22 protein-coding genes and 1 tRNA gene are annotated in these 23,440 nt (G+C 26.6%); 12 read left to right on the top strand and 11 right to left on the bottom strand.

Annotated elements, in window-relative coordinates; genetic code table 11:
• Positions 1–170: 170 nt before the first annotated feature.
• Genes csn2 through cas9 form a run of 4 tightly spaced genes read right to left on the bottom strand, consistent with a single transcriptional unit; the run spans position 171 to position 6,253 of the window.
• Positions 171–848, bottom strand: a complete 678-nt coding sequence (gene csn2 / locus ACPKM0_RS09620; protein ID WP_472475444.1) for a type II-A CRISPR-associated protein Csn2 — start codon at positions 846–848, stop codon at positions 171–173.
• Positions 845–1,150, bottom strand: coding sequence for a CRISPR-associated endonuclease Cas2 (gene cas2, locus ACPKM0_RS09615; RefSeq protein WP_472475442.1), 306 nt, complete (start codon positions 1,148–1,150; stop codon positions 845–847). The genes csn2 and cas2 overlap by 4 nt, the downstream gene beginning before the upstream one ends.
• Positions 1,151–1,154: 4 nt before the next feature.
• Entirely contained in the window at positions 1,155–2,042 is an 888-nt protein-coding gene (gene cas1 / locus ACPKM0_RS09610) for a type II CRISPR-associated endonuclease Cas1 (RefSeq protein ID WP_472475440.1), read from the bottom strand.
• On the bottom strand, positions 2,042–6,253 hold the full coding sequence (gene cas9, locus ACPKM0_RS09605) for a type II CRISPR RNA-guided endonuclease Cas9 (RefSeq protein WP_472475438.1): 4,212 nt from the start codon (positions 6,251–6,253) through the stop codon (positions 2,042–2,044). Before cas9 ends, cas1 begins: the two co-directional genes overlap by 1 nt.
• Before the next feature lie 388 nt (positions 6,254–6,641).
• Here cas9 and ACPKM0_RS09600 point away from each other — a divergent pair, with 388 nt between their 5' ends.
• From ACPKM0_RS09600 to ACPKM0_RS09580, 5 genes are all read left to right on the top strand, one after another.
• A complete protein-coding gene (locus ACPKM0_RS09600) occupies positions 6,642–7,208 on the top strand; it encodes a DUF2202 domain-containing protein (RefSeq protein WP_472475437.1) in 567 nt (188 codons plus the stop codon).
• Between the two features lie 306 nt (positions 7,209–7,514).
• The gene (locus ACPKM0_RS09595) at positions 7,515–9,248 is read left to right on the top strand and encodes a carbon starvation CstA family protein (protein WP_472475436.1); all 1,734 of its coding nucleotides are present in this window, start codon (positions 7,515–7,517) and stop codon (positions 9,246–9,248) included.
• 65 nt (positions 9,249–9,313) lie between these two features.
• On the top strand, positions 9,314–9,742 hold the full coding sequence (locus ACPKM0_RS09590) for a hypothetical protein (protein WP_472475434.1): 429 nt from the start codon (positions 9,314–9,316) through the stop codon (positions 9,740–9,742).
• A gap of 3 nt (positions 9,743–9,745) precedes the next feature.
• A complete protein-coding gene (locus tag ACPKM0_RS09585; RefSeq protein WP_472475432.1) occupies positions 9,746–10,033 on the top strand; it encodes a DUF7990 family protein in 288 nt (95 codons plus the stop codon).
• Positions 10,034–10,049: 16 nt separating this feature from the next.
• Positions 10,050–10,940, top strand: a complete 891-nt coding sequence (locus tag ACPKM0_RS09580) for an ArsA family ATPase (RefSeq protein WP_472475430.1) — start codon at positions 10,050–10,052, stop codon at positions 10,938–10,940.
• 6 nt (positions 10,941–10,946) lie between these two features.
• Here ACPKM0_RS09580 and ACPKM0_RS09575 read toward each other — a convergent pair whose 3' ends face one another.
• The 3 genes from ACPKM0_RS09575 to ACPKM0_RS09565 form a co-directional block, all read right to left on the bottom strand.
• On the bottom strand, positions 10,947–11,819 hold the full coding sequence (locus tag ACPKM0_RS09575) for an SMP-30/gluconolactonase/LRE family protein (RefSeq protein ID WP_472475428.1): 873 nt from the start codon (positions 11,817–11,819) through the stop codon (positions 10,947–10,949).
• 20 nt (positions 11,820–11,839) lie between these two features.
• On the bottom strand, positions 11,840–12,175 hold the full coding sequence (locus ACPKM0_RS09570; protein WP_472475427.1) for a DsrE family protein: 336 nt from the start codon (positions 12,173–12,175) through the stop codon (positions 11,840–11,842).
• A 128-nt stretch (positions 12,176–12,303) separates the two neighbouring features.
• A tRNA-Ile gene (locus ACPKM0_RS09565) sits at positions 12,304–12,377 on the bottom strand.
• Positions 12,378–12,610: 233 nt separating this feature from the next.
• Between ACPKM0_RS09565 and ACPKM0_RS09560 the strand changes: the two genes are divergently transcribed.
• Both ACPKM0_RS09560 and ACPKM0_RS09555 read left to right on the top strand, forming a co-directional pair.
• Positions 12,611–15,184 carry a DEAD/DEAH box helicase gene (locus ACPKM0_RS09560; RefSeq protein ID WP_472475426.1) on the top strand — a complete coding sequence of 858 codons (2,574 nt, stop codon included), beginning with the start codon at positions 12,611–12,613 and terminating at the stop codon, positions 15,182–15,184.
• 14 nt (positions 15,185–15,198) lie between these two features.
• Entirely contained in the window at positions 15,199–15,900 is a 702-nt protein-coding gene (locus ACPKM0_RS09555; protein ID WP_472475424.1) for an SWIM zinc finger family protein, read from the top strand.
• Here ACPKM0_RS09555 and ACPKM0_RS09550 read toward each other — a convergent pair.
• The gene (locus ACPKM0_RS09550) at positions 15,897–16,310 is read right to left on the bottom strand and encodes a rhodanese-like domain-containing protein (RefSeq protein WP_472475423.1); all 414 of its coding nucleotides are present in this window, start codon (positions 16,308–16,310) and stop codon (positions 15,897–15,899) included. The two genes, ACPKM0_RS09555 and ACPKM0_RS09550, sit on opposite strands and share 4 nt — an antisense overlap.
• 166 nt (positions 16,311–16,476) lie before the next feature.
• Between ACPKM0_RS09550 and ACPKM0_RS09545 the strand changes: the two genes are divergently transcribed.
• From ACPKM0_RS09545 to ACPKM0_RS09535, 3 genes are all read left to right on the top strand, one after another.
• Positions 16,477–17,556 carry a hypothetical protein gene (locus ACPKM0_RS09545; protein WP_472475422.1) on the top strand — a complete coding sequence of 360 codons (1,080 nt, stop codon included), beginning with the start codon at positions 16,477–16,479 and terminating at the stop codon, positions 17,554–17,556.
• A 137-nt stretch (positions 17,557–17,693) separates the two neighbouring features.
• Complete coding sequence (gene lysS / locus ACPKM0_RS09540) at positions 17,694–19,274, top strand: lysine--tRNA ligase (protein WP_472475421.1); 1,581 nt, start codon at positions 17,694–17,696, stop codon at positions 19,272–19,274.
• Between the two features lie 51 nt (positions 19,275–19,325).
• Positions 19,326–19,895 carry a flavodoxin family protein gene (locus tag ACPKM0_RS09535; RefSeq protein ID WP_472475420.1) on the top strand — a complete coding sequence of 190 codons (570 nt, stop codon included), beginning with the start codon at positions 19,326–19,328 and terminating at the stop codon, positions 19,893–19,895.
• Between the two features lie 29 nt (positions 19,896–19,924).
• Here the strand turns inward: ACPKM0_RS09535 and ACPKM0_RS09530 are convergent, their stop codons facing one another.
• Together ACPKM0_RS09530 and era are read right to left on the bottom strand one after the other, a co-directional pair.
• Positions 19,925–20,392 carry a GNAT family N-acetyltransferase gene (locus ACPKM0_RS09530; RefSeq protein ID WP_472475418.1) on the bottom strand — a complete coding sequence of 156 codons (468 nt, stop codon included), beginning with the start codon at positions 20,390–20,392 and terminating at the stop codon, positions 19,925–19,927.
• A 23-nt stretch (positions 20,393–20,415) separates the two neighbouring features.
• Positions 20,416–21,297: a GTPase Era gene (gene era / locus ACPKM0_RS09525; protein WP_472475417.1), complete on the bottom strand. Its 882-nt coding sequence runs from the start codon at positions 21,295–21,297 to the stop codon at positions 20,416–20,418.
• A gap of 237 nt (positions 21,298–21,534) precedes the next feature.
• Between era and ACPKM0_RS09520 the strand changes: the two genes are divergently transcribed.
• Positions 21,535–21,792, top strand: a complete 258-nt coding sequence (locus tag ACPKM0_RS09520) for a DUF5320 domain-containing protein (protein WP_472475416.1) — start codon at positions 21,535–21,537, stop codon at positions 21,790–21,792.
• 623 nt (positions 21,793–22,415) lie between these two features.
• Entirely contained in the window at positions 22,416–23,210 is a 795-nt protein-coding gene (locus tag ACPKM0_RS09515; RefSeq protein ID WP_472475415.1) for a reverse transcriptase domain-containing protein, read from the top strand.
• 28 nt (positions 23,211–23,238) lie between these two features.
• Here ACPKM0_RS09515 and ACPKM0_RS09510 read toward each other — a convergent pair.
• Positions 23,239–23,440 (bottom strand): hypothetical protein (locus tag ACPKM0_RS09510; protein WP_472475413.1); only part of this gene is annotated, 202 nt, incomplete at its 5' end.

Here is a 23,440-nt window from a genome sequence, read left to right as displayed (position 1 = left end):
GTTGCTGTAATTACTGAAAGAACATACTTCTCAAACATAACATCTGTTTACTGTTGTTTCCTAATTTGTTGTTTAGTAAAGAAATATAAAATGATGTATGTTTGATTTTTATCATAAGTTATCCTTCTTTTATAAGAATATTATATCATATTTTAGGTTATTATCCTACGCTATATCTGACAAAAATCACAATCTATTATAATTTTTTTGCATTCGTTATTAAAATATTTATTATCTGATGATTCTAAAAAAATTACATGAATATTATTATTTAGACATGAATGTATTAGCTCATCTATTTGTTCATTTTCTATATAACTAAATAAGTTTACAAAACAGAATACTTTAGTATTTAAATATTTATTTGAGTTTAATAAATATTCTAGTAAAGTTTCGGTGAATGATTCACTAATAGTATCAACTTGAAAATTTAACATTTTAATTATTGATTCGTTTGTTATTTCATTTTTTGTTGTAATATTTCCATTGAAAGTAAAAGCTATTTTTTGAGAATACGCTACTAATTGTGATATTATTTTATTAGTTTCTATATAATGAATTTCATTAATAGATTCTAATATTGCTAATTTTTGAATAGCCGTTAAAACTTTCCTATTGTTTATATCTAGTTTAAAAGGGTCTAATATTAATTCAAAATTTTCTTTAATATCTAATTGCTTATCATCTTCAGAAAGAACGAAATCACCATATTCATTATTAGATTGGTTATATAAATCTTTTATAATTTGAAATAATAAAGTTTTCGATTCAATAACTAAAATATTATATTTTAATTCAATTTCATCTAAATATATATTTAATGGTTCATTTACTAATCTTATTTTCATATAATTACTACTTTTTTAATAGAATCAATAACTTCAGTTTGAGGTGTGCCTACAATTAGTTCTATTTTATTAAATTGTTTTTCAGATATTACTAAAATTTGAATATTACCTTCTTCGGTTTTATGTTTTCTTATATTTTCTATAATTAGCTTTGCTGAATTATAATTCATTGCTAATTTAGAATATACAGACTCTTGCAACATTATAAAGCCTTCACTTATCAACCACTTTCTAAATGATCGATAAGCTTTTTGTTGTTCTTTCTTTAAAGTGGGTAAATCAAAAAATAATAATATCCTCATATATCTAATCTTTTCCATATTCAAAATTATAAAACTTTATTTCTGATAAATTATTATGCTCTAAAGCTGAAAAAATACTTGAACAATATATATTTACTGTATCCTGTAAACTGTATTTTTTATTATTAATAATAAAATTTTTTTCAAATATATTTAGTAATAAATGTTTTTCTTCAGACCCAAATTCATCTTCAATACCTATTGATAGAACTTCTTTATCAACAATAGGGCGGAGTGGTTCAATTATATCACAAGATAAATTAAATTGATTTCTAATACTGTGATGATGCAAGCCAAGCTGTGTTAAATATCCTTTAGCAGTTATTTCTCTATTTACAAGAGATAACATTATCATATAACCATAATTAAGAGCAGAGTTAATAGCAGTATCAGAACTTCTAGTAAATTTATTAGAAAATAAAAAATGAAAGTATTTCTTTGCTGCTTGTGCTTCAATATTTAAAGGATCATTTATTTCAATTTCATTAATTTTAGTTTTGAAATATTTTTCTGAATTTATTTTTAATAAGTCTAATAACTCTCCTTGTTTTTTTACTTTTTCTTTGACTAATTCTGTCCATACTAATGCTTTTATTTTATCATCCCAATTAATTTGGATATTAACTTTTTCTGAGCTATCGTAACTGCCATAAAATGGAACTAAGTTAGAACAAGGGTTTCTCTTATTATCACAAAAAATAACATCAATATTTTTATTACACAGTTCTTGTAATAATACTGCAGTAATACAAACTGCTGTATGCTCAATCATTAATAATGAAATTTCGTCAATATATATTCTTTTTGTTTTTTCTTTTGTTCTAATAACAAGATATTTTTGTCTATATTCTAGTTTTGATTGTTTTGTAATTAAGACAGCTCTGAAACTCATTATATCTTTACCTTTTGTCTTGATTCAAAAAGACCTGTTACAGATTGATAGATAAATTCAATATCGGAATTTAAATTTCTTCCCATCGTTGATGTACCTGTTTTTTTCTTTCCTTTAACTAACGAAAAATCCACATTGCCATATTTACATGCGAAAAGTGTAATAAACTGCTCTAAGAACAAAGTTTGATTATATATTGGAGAATTTATGAATAAATCAGCATTATTTTCTATAGTAGCTTTAATATCATTATTAACTCTAGATTTAAAAATAGAATTATTTAATTTATCTTTTAATTCGTTGTACAAACTTAAATTCTTTGACTTAGATATTTTAAATTTATAAATTTGATTTTCATTATATTGTTCAATAATATGTTCATCTTCATTTTTATGAAATCTTAAATAGGCCTTCATTTTTTCTAAATATTTTTCAATATAGCAATAATAAGAATAGTTATTATTATTAACAATTAAAGGAATAGCTGATTTTAATCCTAAATCTTTACCCATAGCACCTGAAATTTCATAAATAAATTCTTTATATTTTATTTTGGTATTTATTAAAATTTTAGGGATAATAATTCTTGGACTTTCAAGCTTTAATTCTTCAGTGCAATAATTTAGTAAGGTAGTTCCCCCTTTTTCTATTTCTGATACTTTATATATAGGTACGTCAAAGATTCTTTTTATTTTTTTATTTTTGTTGGTATATTCTGCTAAAAAGAAATATGCTTTAGTTATTTTATTGTAACCACCATATTTTTCAACTTGTTGCATAGCTTTTTCTGATGATTTAATAGGTAATACATCATTATTTGCACCTTTTTTTACTATTAATAAATCTGAAAGTTTACCACTTCTTTGGAAAGTTTGACGTGTGAATAATATGTTGTTTTTGTTAAGAGTCTTTCTTACTTTTACTATTGTACCTGTTTCAGGATATTTTTCATAATTTAATATATTTTCTTTTTGGTTTTTATAATCGTTTCTTTTTTTACCGTTAATATCTCTTTCCCAAGCAGTAGTATTATTCCTTTTTATATCAAAGAAAAATAATTTAGAGATATTGTATGAATCTTTTATTTCATTTTTTAAGATATAACTAGGATCTTTAGTAAATTTAGTATAATAAGCATTACCTACAACAATATTTAAATAAGCATCCTTTGCATGATGAAGATCATTTACACCTCTAGATTTATATATTTGATAACTTCTTTTAAATTGTGAAACAGAACTTGCTTTAGAATAAATAATATTAGAATTAGAGCATAATTTTTCTAATAATTTTCCAATAGCTTTTGTACTTTGTCTAGTTTCAACGATTTGCCTAGCAATAAAATTTTGTAATTCATCGTTATCAAGATTAGTTTTTCTTGTAAGACGATTATATTTTTCTTTAGTTATTAATTTTTTTTGATACAAATAATACCAATGCGAAGAGCATTTTGTTTGTATACCTATAGAAAGTGGGTATTTATCACTTTTTTTACCATTTTCACTTTTTAGAACTAATACTCGATTATTTAAACTATCATCTTTAATATATTTTTGTGGATAGATGTGATCTATATCATAATTACTATTTTTTGATAATAAATCTTCAAGATTTATTATTTCATTAGAATACATACATCTTCCCATTTGTGTGAAATAAAGATATAATTTATCTTTTCTTAAATCAGCTTCACTTTTACTATCTAGCTCTTTTAATATTTTATTGGCTTCAGGATTATTGGTTAAATCATTATATTGTAATTTAATTTGTTCTTTTCTTGATATTGTGCGTTTATTTTTTTGATTTTCTTCTGGTCCTCTAGCCATTTCTATAAATATTTTTTTAGGATCTTCTTTAGTTACTTGTCTTATTTCTTTAACAATTTGTATTGTTTGCCAAATACTTCTTTTTATGGAAGGTGAAACTAGTAAAGGGTCAACCAAATTTTCATAACTCCAATTTTCAAAGTTATTATTATAATTAGATAGTTCTTCTTCAATACTCCTTGAAATAGTAAATTTTGCACTTAATAATTCCATTAAATTATTAGATGTTTCTCTCAATAATGATATTATATTTTTGCATTCTCCATTTTCATTTATATGATACATTTCTGTTAAGAATTTTTTTGATAAATGTCCCCATCCTGTATAAGTTTTACATTTTGCTGAAATATATTTTATATCTTTTTCTGATAGCTTATTTCCAAAAGTATTCTCTATTTTTTCTTGTAAGAGATTTTGACCTTCAGAAAATACAGTAGACCATTCGATAATTTGTTCTATTTCATTTAAAGATAATTTTTTTGATAAAATATATTCTTTAAAATCAATATAAGACTTTAATGATGATTTAAAAGTTTTATCAATTCCTGTAAAAACTATTTCATCTTTTTTGTTATATAATCCTCTAGAAATTAATAAATTTTCTATTTTTTTTGTAGATACAGTTTTGTTTTTTTTGAATAGATTAAAAATTTCATTTTTTAATTCAAGAGTAGGTTTTTCTCCATTTATTCTTAAGTTATTTAACTCATTTAAAAGTGAATATTCGCTATTTAATAAAGAGTTTTTTGGTAAGCAATTTTCATTTGGGAGATATGTGCATTTTCTAGCCATTCTCTTTATAAATTCATTTCCACAAGCTGCTAAATCTACTTGGTCTGCAAATTTCCAAGGAAGTATTCTTCCAGTGCTATTATCTTTTCTTATCATCCAACTAAATTTTTGATATTCTTTTTTCCCATCAGTTTTTTCTACTAAAGGTCCAACATAGTATGGGATTCTAAATTTCATTATAGCTAGTATTTTATCTTTTACACTGAACCCTTCATTGTCTTTTTTGTTTAAAAAACTTAAATATTTTGATGAATTATTTAGTATAGCTTCTAATTCCATTAAATTAACTTGATAAGGGATTACTCTATTATCTGGGGTAATAACTTTAGGAAGAAGTTGATTAGCAGCTAAAAGGGTATATATTTTTACTAAAGATTGATCATCTTGATTTTCTTTATATGCTTTTTCTAATAATTTTATAAAGTACTTATTTACATCTTCAATTGTACATTTAGATTTAATAGGTCCTTTATCTTTTTTGCCATCGTCTAATCCGTGACCAATATATGCACTGTAATTTGTTAGCTTATCTTTAGTTATTTTGAATGCTTCATCATATTTCTCAGGATTGTATTTTTTAATTAAGACTTTTAATTGTGCTAGCTGCTCTTTATGTTTTTTAAAAGTTAACTCCTTTGCAAATGATAAATATTGTTTACCTTGTAAAATTGAATAAAGTAGAGACCAATCATATATTTCTTTTAAGCAAGCTATAATTTCAAAATAATCTATTCCTACTGAATTTTTAATTGCCATTTCATTGTCATCATAAGTGCTAGAAGAAAAAGTGAAATCTTTATTAGATAGTTCTTCTTCTATAATATTTATATCAGGTATTAATTTAATTATGTTGACTTTATTACCGTTTAAAGCTTTTGCGATTTCTGCTTGTATAGCTTTAGCTTCTTTAGGATTATCAGCTTCAACTAATATATTTTCTTTTAATGTTTTGAGTTTATTTTTTACTGTTTTATCAGTAATTGTTGTTTTTATTATTTCTATTCCGTTTGGGAAAGTAATTCTTATATTAGGAAATAAATCAGAATAAATTAAATCTAAATTGGAAAATAGTAATTCAACATTTTGAACATTTTCTATTTTTTGACCTTCATAAATGAAATGTCCTCTGTTTTTCAATATATGATGTATTGCTAAATATACTAACCTTATATCATGAGGTTTTTTATTGCGAATTAACTCAGCCCTTAAATGATAAATTGTTGGATATTTTGAATGATAATGTCTATCATTAAAATTTTTATCATTAAATAAAGTGTTTTTATCTGCTGGATTAGATTTGTCTTCTATATAATATTTACTTTCTTTTAATCTTTTAAAAAAAGAGGTATCTGTCTTTTTTATTTCATCTTCAAATAATTCTTCTAATAAATCTAGTCTAGCTCTTTTTCTATAAGTTCTTCTTCTTGTTGCTCTAAATTCTCTTCTTTCGGCTGCAGGATTTGCTTCTTCGAATAATCTAACGCCCCAGAGGGTTTTTCCTTTAGTTCTTTGTAAATCGTAATTTTTATCAGTAACAGCCCAACCTACAGATGAGGTTCCACAATCTAGTCCTAAGTAATAGTCTTTTTTCATTGTTTAATCCTTTTTAGAAATATAATGATTTATGATTGATATAAATATTGATTATTTATAAGAATGAAGTAATCTAATTATAATCTATTATTAAAAATATTGCAAAATCATTTTATGCTTGACATGAAATATATTTAGTGAGAATATATTAGTGAAAGAACATACGTTCAAATAAAAATTTATTCAAATTGCCCCTTATGGGTCCACATAGTGTGGTTAGGCTTGCTTTTTAGCAAGCTTTTTTTATGCTAAGTGGGAAATATTTGTATTATGAATATATTATAATAAATTTATTATTATTATTTTTCACTGACATTATAAATAATCATAATTTCACCACATTTAGTTTATATTATTAAAATATATAAAACAAATAAGGAATCAAATTATGAAGAAAATAATAATAAGTTTAATTTTAGTAAGTAGTCTTTCATTAATTTCTGTTTTTGCAGAAGGTACTAAAGAAGTAGAAGACTCTAGTATAAAAGCTTTACTAGAGGTAGGAACAAATGAAGATTCAACTCAAGAAATATATGGTGCTGTTGCAGCTTTAGACGATAATGAATTTACATTAGAAGAAATGCTAAATTATGCATTACAAGATGAGAGATTAGCATTAGCTGAGTATGAATATATTGTTCAAGAATTTAATGTAAGTAGACCTTTTATTAATATAATAAAAGCAGAAAAAACACATCAAAGAGCCGTTTTAAAATTATATGATACTTATGGTTTTGAAATAAGTGAATTTAATGCTGAGTCCCATGTTGTTGTACCTGATTCGTTAGAAGAAATTTATAATATTGGGATAGAAGCTGAAATAGCTAATATTGCAATGTATGATAAATTCTTATCTTATGAAATTCCACGAGATGTTAGGCAAGTTTTTGAAGCTTTACGCAAAGGCTCAATTAGTCATTTAAAAGCTTTTGAAAGGCAAGCTAGTAAATATTAATAAAAAGAAAGATATAATTAAAAAAAGACATATTTAACTATATGTCTTTTTTTTTACTTAACAAATTTATGTATAATTAAGTTTTTAGTTATAATGAATTTGTATTGATTATCAAATTTATTATAATGAGTATAATTAATTTTTACTAAAAATAATTTCTTACCATATAAAGTGTTAGAAATATTAAGCCTTGAATACTTAGTATAACAAGTATTTATACTAATAAAATAATAATTATTTTTTTTTGACATGGGCAACTAAAAGTTGTTCAATGAAAGGAGTGATATATTGTAATCGGAGGTATATATGGATGCTGTATTAATTATGGTTTTAGCATTTGTTGGATATCTTATTGCGTATAAAATATATGGTAAATTTATTGGTAATAAGATTTTTGAATTATCACAAAAGAACGTTACTCCTTCTCATGAATTTGAAGATGGAATTGATTACGTTCCTACCAAAAAAGGTATTATTTTTGGTCACCACTTTACTTCAATTGCTGGTACTGGTCCTATTGTTGGTCCTGCTATTGGTGTTATTTGGGGTTGGTTGCCTGCTTTAATTTGGGTTTTTGTTGGTTCTATTGTAATGGGGGCAGTTCAAGATTTTTCTGCTTTAGTAATGTCATTAAGATCTCAAGGTAAATCAATTTCTGAAATTGCATCACAATATATCAGTAAAAAAGTAAGATTTGCATTTTTCTTGATTGTTTTTATTGAATTATGGTTATTCTTAGCTATTCTAGGCATGATTATGGCAGTTATTTTCCATATGTATCCAGAAGCTGTATTCCCTGTATGGATGGAAATTCCTATAGCAATTGCTCTAGGTGTTGCAGTTTATAAAAAGAATAAAAATATTACTAAATCAACTATTGTTGCAGTTCTTGCAATGTATGTAACAGTTGTTTTAGGTCATGTTATTCCTCTTGATATGCCAGCAATTGGTGCTATGCCTGCAACTGGTACATGGACAATTATATTATTTATATATGCTTTTATTGCATCTACTCTACCTGTAACAACATTATTACAACCTAGAGACTATATTAATGCATGGGAATTATTTATTGCTATGGCATTATTAATTTTAGGTGTATTTATTTCATCATTTAATGGTTTAGAAATTGTTGCTCCTGCTGTTCAAGCTAATCCAGAAGGTGCTCCATCACTTTGGCCTTTCTTATTTATTACTATTGCTTGTGGTGCTATATCTGGTTTCCACTCAGTTGTTGCTTCAGGTACAACTTCAAAACAAGTTGATACAGAAGTTGATGCAGTATTTGTTGGTTATGGCTCAATGTTAATGGAAGGTGCATTAGCAGTATTAGTTATTGTTGCAACTGTTGCAGGTATTGGTCTTGCTTCAAGAGGTGATGCAACAGGATTAGTTGGTGTTGCTAAATGGAGTGAACACTATGCTTCTTGGGGTGCTGCTGCTGGATTAGGTTCTAAAGTTGGTGCTTTTGTTGAAGGTTCTGCAAACATGATTAGTTATTTAGGAATTCCTAAATATTTAGGCTTAATTATCATGGGTGTATTTGTTGCTTCTTTTGCTGGTACTTCTTTAGATACTACAACAAGACTTCAAAGATATGTTATTCAAGAATTATTAGGTGCTAATAGAGTTGGTGCTTCTGAAGATAAGAGTTTCTTTACAAATAAATATGGTGCAACTTTCTTAGCTTTATTAACAGCTGGTTTATTAGCTTTCTCAACTGGTGTTGATGGAAAAGGCGCATTAACTCTTTGGCCTTTATTCGGTGCAAATAACCAAACTCTTGCTGCATTAGCATTATTTACTGCTGCTGTATACTTAAAGAAAAGAGGTGGTAATAAATATTTAGTAGCATTCATTCCTGCTGTGTTCATGTTAATTATGACAATGTGGGCATTAATTATTAATGAAATGAATTACATTGCTTCATCTTCAATTATGTTAGGTATTGTTAACCTTGTAATTATAGTGATTGTAGTGTTAGTTTCTTTCGAAAGCTTGAAATCAATCTTTCAAACAAAAGAAGAGAAATTAGCATAATAGTTAATTTAAGGGTGCCAATTTTGGCACCCTTTGTTATAATGCTTATATAAAGGAAGGTGCTTATGGAGAAAATATTTAAAAAAATAACAAATCTAACTGTTATCAGTTATGTAGCATTACTTATTGTTTTTTTATTGGTTTTCTTTATTAAAGGGAGTAGTGATAAAGTAGCCGATAGAAACATTTCTACTAATATTTTATTAGGGTCTACAATATTTGCAGTTGCTTTACCTATTCTTTTTAGAACTGGATATTATAATAAAAGTATAAAAAGTAAAGGCTTGTCACAAAAGGATTATTATAATTTTAAACTATTTACAATAATCAGTATTTTTGTTGGTTCTCTCTTTGCTTTATATGGTTATTATTATCCAATTTATAGATATCATTTATATATAGCAATATTAGTAAGTATTTGGGGATTATATTCAATATTCCCTTCAAAAAAAGTTTTCGATAAAGAAATAATTACTTACAGAGTAGAAAAATAATATATGAATTTTTTAAAAAAAATATTAAATAATATTAAAGGCTTTGTTATAGGGTTTCATCAAGCTTCTCTTTATAAAGCTACATCACAAATAGAATATGAGGTAAGTGAAATGGAAAATTCATTTACCCTTATGTTATTTGGATCAGCAATAGGCTTTCCGTCCCCGCCTCTTCCTGTTTGTTTAGATTTACTTCCAATAATGGGAGATGATATTGATAGAATGTTTACAAGAGCATCTCAAACTGGCAATGGGTTAAGTGAACTTGCAAGTGTGATGGGTGAACCTTAAAATTGGAGATTATATAATGAAAAATATAAATATATTTATCGGAAAGGGTGGTGTTGGTAAATCAACATGTTCTGCTCTTTCTGCTACAAAAGAATATGAAAATAATAATAGTGTATTATTAGATTCTTTAGATCCTGCACATAATTTGCACGATTTGTTTAATCAATCTTTTTCTAATAAACCTAAAAAAGTCTCAGATAAATTTTATGTTAGAGAAAGTGATATTTCTAAATTAGGAAAAGAATATATAAAATCTACTCAAAACCAATTAAAGGGGATGTATCATTATCAACAATCTCTTAATATAGATAAATATTTTTCGATTCTAAAATATGCTCCTGGTACTGAAGAATATGCTGCTCTAATGGCTTTAGAAAGATGCTTTAACGAAAAAAAATATGATAAAATATTTATTGATACTCCTCCTACTGCATTAACACTTAAAACTCTAGCTTTACCAAGTGTAAATCTTCATTGGATAAATAGTCTTATTGAAATGAGATTAGAGATTGTAAATAAAAAAAATACTATAAAGAACATTAGGAAAGAAAATCAGGAAAATATTGATGAAGATCCAATTTATCAACGTTTATTAATGATGAAAAAAAGATATGCTGATTTAAATGATAAGTTACAAGATAAAGATTTTGTTAATTTTATTTTAATACTTAATGAAGATGAAATGAGCTACTCTGAGAGTTTGTTAATTAAAAAACAAATGGATGATTTAGGTTTTTCTATAAATAAAATTATTATTAATAAATCAACTGAGAGTTATGAAGGTAATTATAAAAAGCTAAAAGAAGATTTTCCAGACTCCATTATTCAATTAAATCCTTTAATTTGTGATAATCTTTCTTCTATTGATTGCTTAAAGATGAATTGTAATAATCTAATTTCTCTATAAATAGAGTTAGATTTTTGCTTTATATTCTTCTTTCCCTTTTGTATAGAAGTTTTCTATTAAATAGACAATACCATCATTTTTTGTAATTTCTTGATTCGAAAGATTTTCTAATGCAGAGGTAACTAATAATTTATCTAAATTATTACCTCCAAAAGATAGGCTAGATGAATTAGTACAGTCTAATTTGATGGTATTTGTTATTGTTGAAGTATCTTTATTTATTTCAATAATTTTTCCTTCACCCCAAATAGAAGAAAAGATATTATCTTTATTATCTACTGTCATTCCATCGACAACTCCAATACCGTTGTTTTGGTAAAAGATTTTTTTATTTGATAAAGTAGCATTTGATAAATCATATTCATATTTAAATATTGTTCTCTCTAAAGAATCAGTATGATAAAAAGATTTATTATCTTTTGAAAATCCCATACCATTACTTATTCTTATATTTTTAAGTAAAACTCTTGGTGACTTATTTTTTTCAAAAATAATTAATTTACCCTCAACAGAATTATTATCAGTTTTAATTCCAGCTATAATTCTACCTATATTATCACAAATTGCATCATTAAATCTTGCATTATGCAATTCATATTTTATTAAAAAATGATTATCTAATTTATAATTTTCATCATTGTTTATAACTTTTATTAAACCTTTATTCGTTAATAAAATAATATTATCTTTTTTATCAAATACAAAAGCTCCAATTCTATAATTTGTTGAAAGAATACAAGAAGCTTTATTAATATTAAGATCATATTTATAGAGGTCCCCTTTTTCAATATCTACCCAATAAAAAGAATTATTTTTCTTAAGCCATAAAGGATTTTCAGCTAATTCGAATTGTTTATAACTTGTTTTTTTTATAATCATAAATTCTGTTTCCTACTCTATTAAACTGTTAATAAATGATCTTTGCCCTTTATATACTCAGTCAAAGCTATTCCGGTATATCTAACAGAGATACCTGCGTTTTCTAAAACACTTGAGGCATTAATTTTATCAGCACAAGCTTTACAAGCTTCAATATTAATACCTATCTCAATTAGATTTTTTATTTCATTCAATACTTGAGTATCATTAGCTGCTAATTTTGTTGAACCACCCCAAATAAGAATATTAATTTTTTCCCACCAACTATTTTTTATTGCATTTTTAGAATACATGGCTACCATATTCAAAAATGTATCTTTATCTCCACTTGTCCATAAGATATTTAATTTTTCCATTTTTTTTATCCTCTTCGTTATATAATAAATTATATTTATCAAAGATAAAAGGTTTTTTAATTTATGTGATTTTATTGAAAAAGATGTCTGAAAAAAAAGACATCCTAAAAATTATAGGATGTCATTTATGGGCCCAGTAAGACTTGAACTTACGACCCACGGATTATGAGTCCGTTGCTCTAACCAACTGAGCTATAGGCCCTTGTAAATTATAAGAATTAACTAATTCACAAAGGTGAAATTATCATATTTGTCTATTAGTGTCAATAACAAAAAAATGGTTTTATTTTTAAATTGTGTATTTATTTGCGATATTATATGTAAACTAAATAAGAAATATACTAATTTTCATATTGTAATTGTGTTTTTTTAAATTAAGGAAAATTATTTTAAGAAAAACTTTATTATATTTATTTTTAATGTAAAATGAGTGATATGAATAATAATTTTGATTTATGGTTTGTTGAAGATGGTTTTAAAGTGTTTGGTGATTCTCAATGGGTTGAGAAATTTAAAAATAAGCCAATTGCAACTATTTTTGAATATTTACAAAGTGATAGAGAGATTAGTGATATTGGGTTAGACTTTCTTTGCTTATTTGCAAAAGAGTTTATAAAACAAGTAGAATTGATTGATTCAGTATTACTAAAAGCAAATATTAAAATAGAATTACCTAAAGATCAAATTAATTTTTTATTAACATCTAAACCATTATGTTCAGGTACGGAATATATAGATGTAAAATGGATTGAGTATCACTGCATCTTATTCGAAGAATGGTTATATTCAACAATCAATGAATATGATGGTTCAATCGAAGCTTGTTTATCTTCTTATATTCCAGATTTTAATGAAGCTGATAGAACTTATTTTCATTTAGTTGAAACTAATAATAGTGAGTATCCTTTCGGATTTCTGATAAGTTACACTACAATTGTTGATAAAAAAGTAAAACATATGCCACTCTCTTATGCTCTTAATGAATATAAAGATGATAATAAGCAATTACTTCATTTATTATCTACATTATTTAAAGCAAGTGGAAAATGTGATATTTTATCTTCGCTGATCGAAAATGGTCAAATTTTTGATCCTAATTATTTAAAAGCTAATGAAGCTTATCAATTATTAAAAAATAGTGATTTTTTTAATAATTGTGGAATAGGCTTTAGATTCCCTTCATGGTGGAAATCAAAAAATAAAATTCATACTCAGGCAAATATAGGAGAAAAATTAAATCAAGGTTTATCTCTAAAAGCTTTATTATCAGTTGAATTAAGTTTTGTTTTTGACAATGAAAATTTAACTAGAGCAGAAATAAAGCGTTTATTATTAGAAAAAGAAGGGTTATTAAACTTTAAAGGTAAATGGATTGAGATAAACCATAACAAATTAATGAAGTTAATTGGTGATTATGATTTGCTTATGGACGAACTTGGGGATGGTATTACTTTTTTAGATTTTGTAGAGATGTTAAGAGATTCGAATTCTTTGATAAATTCTAATGAAGATATTGTTTATAAAAAAGGTAGCTGGTTAAACGAATTCTATAATCATAAAGCAAAAAATTTAAAACCTTTTGAATTGTCTAATAATTTTACAGGTAGCTTAAGAAAGTATCAAGAACAAGGTGTAGACTGGTTAAATAACATGTTAACTTTAGGTTTTGGACCTTGTTTAGCAGATGATATGGGTCTAGGTAAAACAGTTCAAATTTTAGCTATTCTTGGAACATTAATTGAAAGAAATCAATTAAATACTGTTTTATTAATTGTACCATCATCATTAATTGGGAACTGGATAGCCGAAAAAAATAAATTTATATCAATCTTAAATATGTTTGTATTAGATAAAACAGAAAAGCAACTTCAAGAGATGGATTTATCAAAAAAAGGTGTGTATTTATCAACTTATAAAATGGTATCTCTAAGAGAAAGTATATATTCTAGAGACTGGGATTTAGTTATCTTAGATGAAGCTCAAGCTATTAAAAACTCTAATACTAAACAAGCAAAAGTAATAAAAGCTATTAATGCTAAAAATCGGATAGCTATGACTGGTACTCCAATTGAAAATTCTCTTTTAGATTTATGGTCAATTTTTGATTTTATCAACCCTAATCTTTTAGGAAACAAAAGAGAATTTACAAAAATTATAAAGAAAGCGAAAGATAATGCACAGATTTATGGAAGTCTAAGAAATATTGTTGAACCATTTATTTTAAGAAGATTGAAAACTGATAAAAAAATCATTAAAGATTTACCAAAAAAAATTGAAAGGGATATGTATATTCCTCTTTCTTCACGACAGGTTGCATTATATAAAAGCTTGATTAATAAGGTTTCTAAAAGTCTTGAGGATAAAGATGGAATAGAAAGAAAAGGTTTGATTTTATCAACTATATTAAAAAGTAAACAGATTTGTAATCATCCAAGTCAATATTTAAAATTAGATACATATAAAGAAATAGAGAGTGGAAAATTCTTAGCATTAAAAGAATTGGTAGAAGTAATTAAAGAAAAACATGAAAAGATGCTAATTTTCACACAATATAAAAGTATAATTGATCCGTTAAAACAATATTTAGAAAGTTTGTTCGGCTATGAAGGATTATCTATTGATGGTAGTGTACCTCCAAAAGTAAGAAGTAAAAGAGTTGAAGAATTTAATAGTGATACATATTATCCATTTATGATACTTTCAATTAAAGCTGGAGGAACAGGTTTGAATTTGACAAGTGCAAATCATGTTGTTCATTTTGATAGATGGTGGAATCCTTCTGTTGAAAATCAAGCAACAGATAGAGCCTTTAGAATTGGACAAAAAAAAGTAGTAAATGTTTATAAATTTATTTGTAAAAAAACAATAGAAGATAAAATAAATGAAATAATAAATTCTAAAAAAGAATTATCTTCAAGAGTTATTGGGGAAACAGAAGACTCAACTGTATCTTTTGTTACAAAAATGAATGATAAAGAATTAAAAGAATTCTTTTCTTATGCAGATTAATAGAGGCTATTATTATGGATTTTTATAATTATAAACAAATATCAATTGATGAATTGAGAAAAAAGAGTAGGGAAAGTTTAAAATTAGGTTATTCTCCTGTAGTTATTGATGGAAGAAAGATTGCTAAAACTTGGTGGGGTGAAAAATGGTGTGAAAATCTAGAAAATTATGCTGATTTTAGTAATCGAATACAAAGAGGAAAGAGATATGTAAGATCAGGAGCTGTAATCGATTTAAAAATTGAAGAAGGCTTTATAAGTGCACTTGTTCAAGGTTCTAGAAGAAAACCTTATAAAGTGCTTATTGAAATTTTTCCTCTATCTAAAAAGAAGCAAAAAGATATTTTAAATGTTGCACAAAATAAAATCGAAAATATAGAAAGTTTGGTAGAAGGTGAATTTCCAGAAGAATTATCAAATTTATTTCTTAACTCAGATACAGGACTTTTCCCAAGTCCAAATGAAATAAAAATTAACTGTAATTGTCCTGATTGGGCCGTCCTATGTAAACATGCAACAGCTGTTTTATACGGAATAGGTGCTAAATTAGATGAAAATCCACTAATGTTTTTTTTATTAAGAAGTATAGATTTTAATCAATTTTTACAAAGATCTATTGAAGAAAAAAAACAGCTGATGATAAAAAATATTGAAAATGAAAATAAACGATTAATTCCTAAAGATTTAGCAAAGGACTTATTTGGTTTTGAATTCTAATTTTTTACAGTTCCATATTTCCAAGAAGATAAGCCTCCAATATCATAAACTTCTTTATATCCCTTAATAACTAGTTTTTTTGCAGCTTTTATGCTTCTTGAACCACTTGCACAATTAATTAGTATTTTTGTGTTTTTATTTGGATATTTATTAACTATTGAATTAATATTCGCAATATTTTTAGCTTTTTTGATATGTCCACTTTTAAATTCATTGGGTGTCCTAACGTCAATAATTACTAGACTTCTATCATCATCAATCATATATTTTGCATCTTCGCTTGTAATCTTATGATAAATAGCCCCTTTAGATTTTGCCCTTAATAAAGCTATTTGTTGATAAATGTTTCTAAAAATTAATACTACTATTACAATAAGTGTTAAATACATTGTAAAACTATTTGTATCCATAATTTCTCCTAAATTATATTTATTATTCTTTATTTGAGCATGATATATGTTACTAGCAATTAGTTCAGTGATTAAATTACTAACCAAAAATTAATTATTAATATAAAAATAATTCTAGTAATTTCAATATAAGTGATTTATTATCATATAAGAGGTGATTAATATTATGAAAAAGAAATTAACTTTGTTTTGTGTATTATTAGTATTTGTTTCTAGTTTTACTTTTTCTAGTGATTACAAATTTTTATTTGGTGCAATTGGGATGCATGAAGATCAACTTGGGGGAATTGGACCTACTTATTTAAATTTAGGTATAGGACAAACTGATATAACACTTATTGAAGATAATACCACAGAAATTCAATACTATTTAGGTGGTGGTACTGAAAAAAGAACTATGTGGAATTCTACAACAGATGGTTCTAATGGAGTAAATGATGTAACTCTAGACTTAATTAGAGTAGATTGGAAAGCTAGATTGAATCAAGGTTTCTTTGATGATGTATTAACTGCATCAGTTGCTTATGATGGTATATATGAATATTTCAAAAGTGGTGCAGAAATTGATAATTCTTATTATCCTGATTTAGAAAGTGATAATAATTTAGGCACATACTTTACAGGTGATTTAAAATTAAATTTCATGGTTGATGATATGTTTGTTCAAGATGGGTTCTTAGCTGATGCAGAATTTACTTATGCTCCATTGGCATTAAACTCTATTTTCGGTATGTCAGATTTTTATAGTGCAAATTTAGAATTAAATTTTGCTAAAACTTTACATGTATCTAAGGCATATGATACAGGAAGAAACTTATTTTCTTTAGTATTAGTTGATAGAGTAGTTGCAAACTATACTGATGGCGATTGTGTCCCAACATATTTTAGAAAAGAAATATCATTAGGTAGAAAAGTTAGAGGTTTTAGCTCTTATTCATATAACAATAAATTAACTTTTGTTAATAATTTAGATTTTAGAATTTCTGTATATGAATTAGATGAAATTAAATTTGCAAGAATTTTCCCAAGATTTAATTTCTTTGTAGATGTTGGATACGGTATGCTAGAATATGTTAATACTAGTAAAGAAGAAAATAATTTAATTGCTTCAACTGGTGTTCAAGCAACTATTTGTGTTTCTGACTTTGCAAGTATTGGTTATCAATTTGCATATATACTTAAAGGTGAAAATTATGCAACTGAATCATCAACAAATGGTTCTTTAGTATTAATGTTAGATTTTTAGTATATTTTAATATTTATATATGCTCCCTATGTGAAAAGGTTACTTTTCAATGTAATGGGAGCATTTTTTCTTTGTTTTTCTATAAATAGTTTTTTAAATATTGAACACTATAACCTCTTTGTATATAATTGGTTTCTATGAGTAATAAGAAAATAGTATCTACACACTGGGCGGATATTTACGCCGATAAGATCATCCGTGGTAAGGGTGAAAAAGAATGTTATACCTGTGCTAGTGGTATCACTCCATCAGGGACAGTTCATATTGGTAATTTTAGAGAAATTATTTCTGTTGAATTAGTAGCTAGAGCTTTAAGAGATAAAGGAAGAAATGTTCGTTTTATTTATAGTTGGGACGATTATGATGTATTTAGAAAGGTTCCTAAAAATATGCCTGAACCTGAACTTCTTGAAACTTATTTAAGAAAACCTATTACATTAGTTCCTGATACTTTAAAAAGAGCAGAAAATTATGCTAGTGGTAATGAAAAAGATGTTGAAAAGATTTTACCAAAAGTTGGTGTTAATCCTGAATATCTTTATCAAGCAGATAGATATAGAAAGAATTTATATGCTGAAGGTATAAAGAAAGCTTTAGAAAAAAAAGAAGATATAAAAGCTATTTTAAATGAATTTAGAACAACTCCATTGGGCGATGATTGGTGGCCAATTTCTGTATTCTCTTCTTTCACTGATAAAGATACAACTACTATTCTTGATTGGGATGGTGAATATAAAGTAACTTATAGAGATGATTCTACAAATCAAGAAGAAACAATTGATATTAGAGAAACTCCTAATACAAAACTTCCATGGAGAATAGACTGGCCAATGAGATGGAAGGAAGAAGGTGTTGACTTTGAACCAGCTGGTAAAGACCATCATAGTGAAGGTGGATCTTTTGATACAAGTAAAAAAATTGTAGAAGTTTTTGATGGGGAAGCTCCAGTTTCTTTCCAATATGATTTTATTTCAATAAAAGGTCGTGGTGGTAAGATTTCTTCTTCAAGTGGTGAAGTAGTTTCATTATATGATGTATTAGAGGTTTATACTCCTGAAGTATGCAGATATATGTTTGTTGGAACACGTCCTAATACAGAATTTGCAATTTCTTTTGATTTGGATGTATTAAAAATATATGAAGATTATGATACATGTGAAAGAATTTATTTTGGATTACAAAAAGCTAATGAAAAGAAAACAGCTAAACAAAAAAGAATTTATGAATTAAGCCAAGTTGATGGAATACCAACTGAGCCTTCATATCAAATTCCTTTTAGACACTTATGTAATTTATTACAAATTCATGGTGGAGATATTAATTCTGTAATTTCTTCTTTAGATGATATAAGTGAATCACAAAAAGAAAGATTAATTGCAAGATGTGAATGTGCATGGGCTTGGATTACTCAATTCTCTCCTGAAGATTTTAGGTTTGCTTTAGCTACTGAAGAAACAGATAAAATTGAATTAGATGAGAAAGAATTAACAGCTGTAAAAGCATTGAAAGAAGTAGTTGAAAAAATGGATTCTTTTGAAACAGATAAAGAATTCACAAACGCTATGTATGCTTGTGCAACAGATATTGAACTTGAAACTTCAGTATTCTTTAAAGCTGTATATACTATATTAATTGGTAAACCTAAAGGTCCAAAATTAGCACAATTTATGTTAACTTGTGGAAAATCAAAAATCTTACCAATTTTAGAAAGATATTAATAATTTTGCAGTAAGCTTTTTAGCTTACTGTTTTTTAATTATGGAGGGTTTATGAAAGTAATATTAATTAATGGCAGCCCAAGAGAAAAAGGTTGTACTTTTACCGCTTTAAGTGAAATTAAAAAAGAGTTATCTAGAAATGAAATAGATAGTGAAATTATTTATATTGGATCTATCGAAAAAAGTGTTGATAAAAACTTTGTAAAAGAAGTTAAAGAGAAAATTGAAGCTTCAAATGGTTTAATAATAGGATCTCCTGTTTATTATGCAGCAGCAACTCCAATAATTTCTAGTTTTATGATTCAATTAATGACTGTTTTAGATAAAGAAAAAATTGCTCTAATGCCTGCAGCTAGTATTGCTAGTGCAAGAAGAGCTGGAACTACAACTACGCTTGATCAATTGAATAAATTTTTTACAATTAGTCAAATGCCTATTGTTTCCTCCCAATATTGGGCTATGGTTCATGGAGCAACTCCTTCTGATGTTAAACAAGATTTAGAAGGTTTGCAAACAATGAGAATCATTGCTAAAAACATGGCTTATATGATTAAATCTTTTGATAAAGCTAGGCTAGAAAAACCTAAGTTTGAAAAGAAACTAAGAACGAATTTTATTTAAATTAATAATCTTTTATGTATATCTTGATATTATTTATCAAGATATACTCTCATTAATGCATTCTCTAATTCTATTTCTCTAATAATAACTTTTTTCTTTTTTATTATCATAAATCCAAATTTTTTGAAAAAAGATTGTGCTGCTAAACTAACATTAGCTTCTAAATATGGGATATTTTTAGCTTTTGCTTTTTTTAAAATATATTCCATAAGAATTGATCCAAAACCTTTATTAGAAAATCCTCCCCGAATAAAGAAATGATCAATATATCCACTATCTTGTAAATCAGCATATCCAACAATTAGGTTTGAATCTAATAAAACATAAGGGTTTATCTTATTTATTTTTTTACACCAAAGATAGAAATCAATTTCATTATTTGTCCATGCATTTAATTGCTTAATGCTGTAATAATTTTTTGCATTTATATGTATAGAAGAATAAAAAAGATCTAAAAGTTCTTTTTCTTCTCCTTTTACAAATTTTCTAATTAGCATGGGATTTCTCTCTATTTTGTTATTTAATTTAAGATTTTATCTAGAACAAAAGAGTTCTTTCTCCATTTTGGTTGTGCTTTTACTCTTAAATCTAGTTGAAGTTTTTTTCCTGGGAAAATCTTTTTAATGTCTTTGAAAGAAGAAACTCTAATTTTCTTTATATTATTTCCACCTTTTCCAACAATAATACCTTTTTGAGATTCTCTTTCTACAATAATAAAGGCTCTAACCCAAATGAGATTTTCTTTTTCTCTAAACTCTATATCACTTACATCTACATATATAGCATGTGGTAATTCTTTATTAGCAAGAGCAATAGTTTTTCCTCGAATTATTTCACTAATTCTAAATTCTAATGGTTGGTCTGTATAAGCATCTTTACTATACATTAATTCCCCTTCAGGGGCTAATTTAAATAATTCAATAAGAATTTCATCAATACCATCATCAACTTTTGCACTAGCACTTAAATAAATAGCTTTTGGAAGATGTTCTTTTATTATATCTTTTGTTTCTTCGATGCTTTCTTCTTTTATTACATCTTTTTTATTAAAAACACAGACAATTGGTCTCTTAAGTGATTTTAAAATTTCAATTATTGCAAATTCTTCTTTTCCAGGAGCTCTAGTTGCATCAACTACATATAAAATCATATCGCTATCATTTAATGGAGAAGTTGCAATTTCTTGTAATCTTAAATTTAATGTTTGTTCATTTAAATGATAACCTGGTGTATCAGTAAATATTAATTGACCCCTTTGATCGGTATAAATACCACGTATAGCATTTCTTGTTGTTTGAGGTGTTTTTGCAGTAATTGATACTGGCATTTCTACAATTGTATTTACCATAGTGCTTTTCCCACTTGATGGACGACCAATTATAGCTACTGTTCCACATTTCATTGAAAACTCCTAATTCTTTATCTTTATAGTATTTGATAATTTATTTATGAACAATATTCAATACATTATATCCCAAAAATATAAAAGAGTAAAAAAAATTAAAAAGTAACTTGACATATGTCGGATATAGTGGTACCTTATGAATGTAAGCGACATATGCCGGATAAAATAAGATTAATTATTTTTTAATAATTAATAAGCGAAATATAAATATAATAATCTATAAGGAGAAACATTATGCCAGGATTTAATAAAACAGGTCCACTAGGACAAGGTAGCATGACAGGCAGAGGCTTAGGTACATGCAATACTAACAAAGTAGCAGTAAACAACAGTGAAAATAACGAAGAAACAACAACAAACACAATGAACAACAACACTTATCCTCGTAGAAACTTCAATGGAGCCATGGGATGTGGTTTTAGAGGTGGCAGAGGAAGAGGCAGAGGAAGAGGCTTTGCTGGTAATGGAAGGGGAATTAGAGGTAATTTCTAATTAGTAATTACTCATAAATTAATTCATTTATTATTCTTTTGTAGAGGGGAGAGCTTGTTAAGTTCTCTCCTCTTTTATGTTTGCCCAGCATGGGCAACATCTAGGTGGTGAAAGTCCACTGTGGGTTTGGCAATTTCATTAAAAAAAAAAAAAATGAAATAACCACTAGTTGATGGCAAGTGCAGTATTGTGAGGTGCTGTGTGAAGGAAGCCTAAGGCAAAGTTTCGGGGCTACGAACAGAAACAAGATATAAGGCCGATTATGAGGATGAGTTTTCATAAAGTGATGAAGTCCAGCCAAAATTATAATAGGTAAATCTTGAGTCCACATGAAATGAAAGATGTTGTTCTTAACTGGGGAGGTCTGTAATACGTTGGAGAGGTTGCAATAACACCAATGATAACAACAATTCATACAGCAATGTGTGAACATGTATTACAGAAGTCAGCAGATGGCATAGTAGCAATAAGGAGATTGTGAAGGCCTGAATATCGAATTCTTTTCAAAATATGAAAAGTCTTACTATTAGCACGTAGATAAATTGGAAGTATGAGTTATGTTAAGTCGAAACTCAAAGGTAAAATGAAGAACGAGAGTGCTAGAATAGAAAAGGAAAGAAATGATGAGGAAAGATAATCCGCAATTACCAAATACTGAATTGTGTGAGAAACTACTCTCCAATGAGAATCTAAAAGCTGCTTTTATCAAAGTTAAAAAGAATGGTGGAACTGCTGGAATTGATGGAATGAATGTATGCGAGTTAGATACATATTTAGATTCAAATATCAAAGATATCAAAAGTAGGATAATATCACGTAAGTACAAATTTAGTGCTGTTAAAAGGGTAGAGATACCAAAAGATAATGGCAAAACTAGAATGCTTGGAATACCAACAGTACTAGATAGATTTGTACAACAATTAGTAGTACAAGTAATTACGCCATTGTTTGAGCCAACATTTTCTGAATTTAGTTATGGTTATAGACCAAAGAGAAGTGCAGAAGATGCTGTAAGACAAGCACAAATATATATAGCTGAAGGCTATAAATATGTAGTAGACATGGATTTGTCTAAGTTTTTCGATACCGTTAATCATGATAAGCTAATGGGACTAGTAGATGAAACATTAGAAGATAAGGATATTAGAAGATTAATATTTAGTTCTCTAAAATCTGGGGTCATGGATAATGGGTTTAAAGTTGAAACAAATGTAGGTACTCCACAAGGTGGAGTAATAAGTCCAATACTATCAAATATCTATCTAACACCTTTTGATAAAGAAATGGAAAAGAGAGGAGTTAAGTTTATTCGATATGCCGACGATATTCTATGGAAAGCTTTCCATAGAATATCCTATGGAAAGTTTTTATCTATGGAAAGTTTTCAGATTAATTGCTTACACGATATAGCTTTTTAATAAAAATCGCTTTCCATAGATTTTTATTTTATCGCTTTAATTTATCCAATAATTCTAGCATTTCATTCCTTTTCTCTTTAGAATAAATGTTATTTCTTTTATCAAAATGCTTTTTATCAAATTTTAAAATTGCCTTACTTACTAATTCTGGTGAAGTACGAGCATAATGTTCGGTTGTAGTTACAGAAGAATGACCTAAAAAATCTCGAATATATATCAATTCAGTTCCT

The sequence above is a fragment of the Pleomorphochaeta sp. genome (assembly GCF_050031695.1).
Classification (GTDB): domain Bacteria; phylum Spirochaetota; class Spirochaetia; order Sphaerochaetales; family Sphaerochaetaceae; genus Pleomorphochaeta.
The sequence above is the reverse complement of the archived record's forward strand: the minus strand, read 5'-3'. Positions and strand labels throughout refer to the sequence as shown.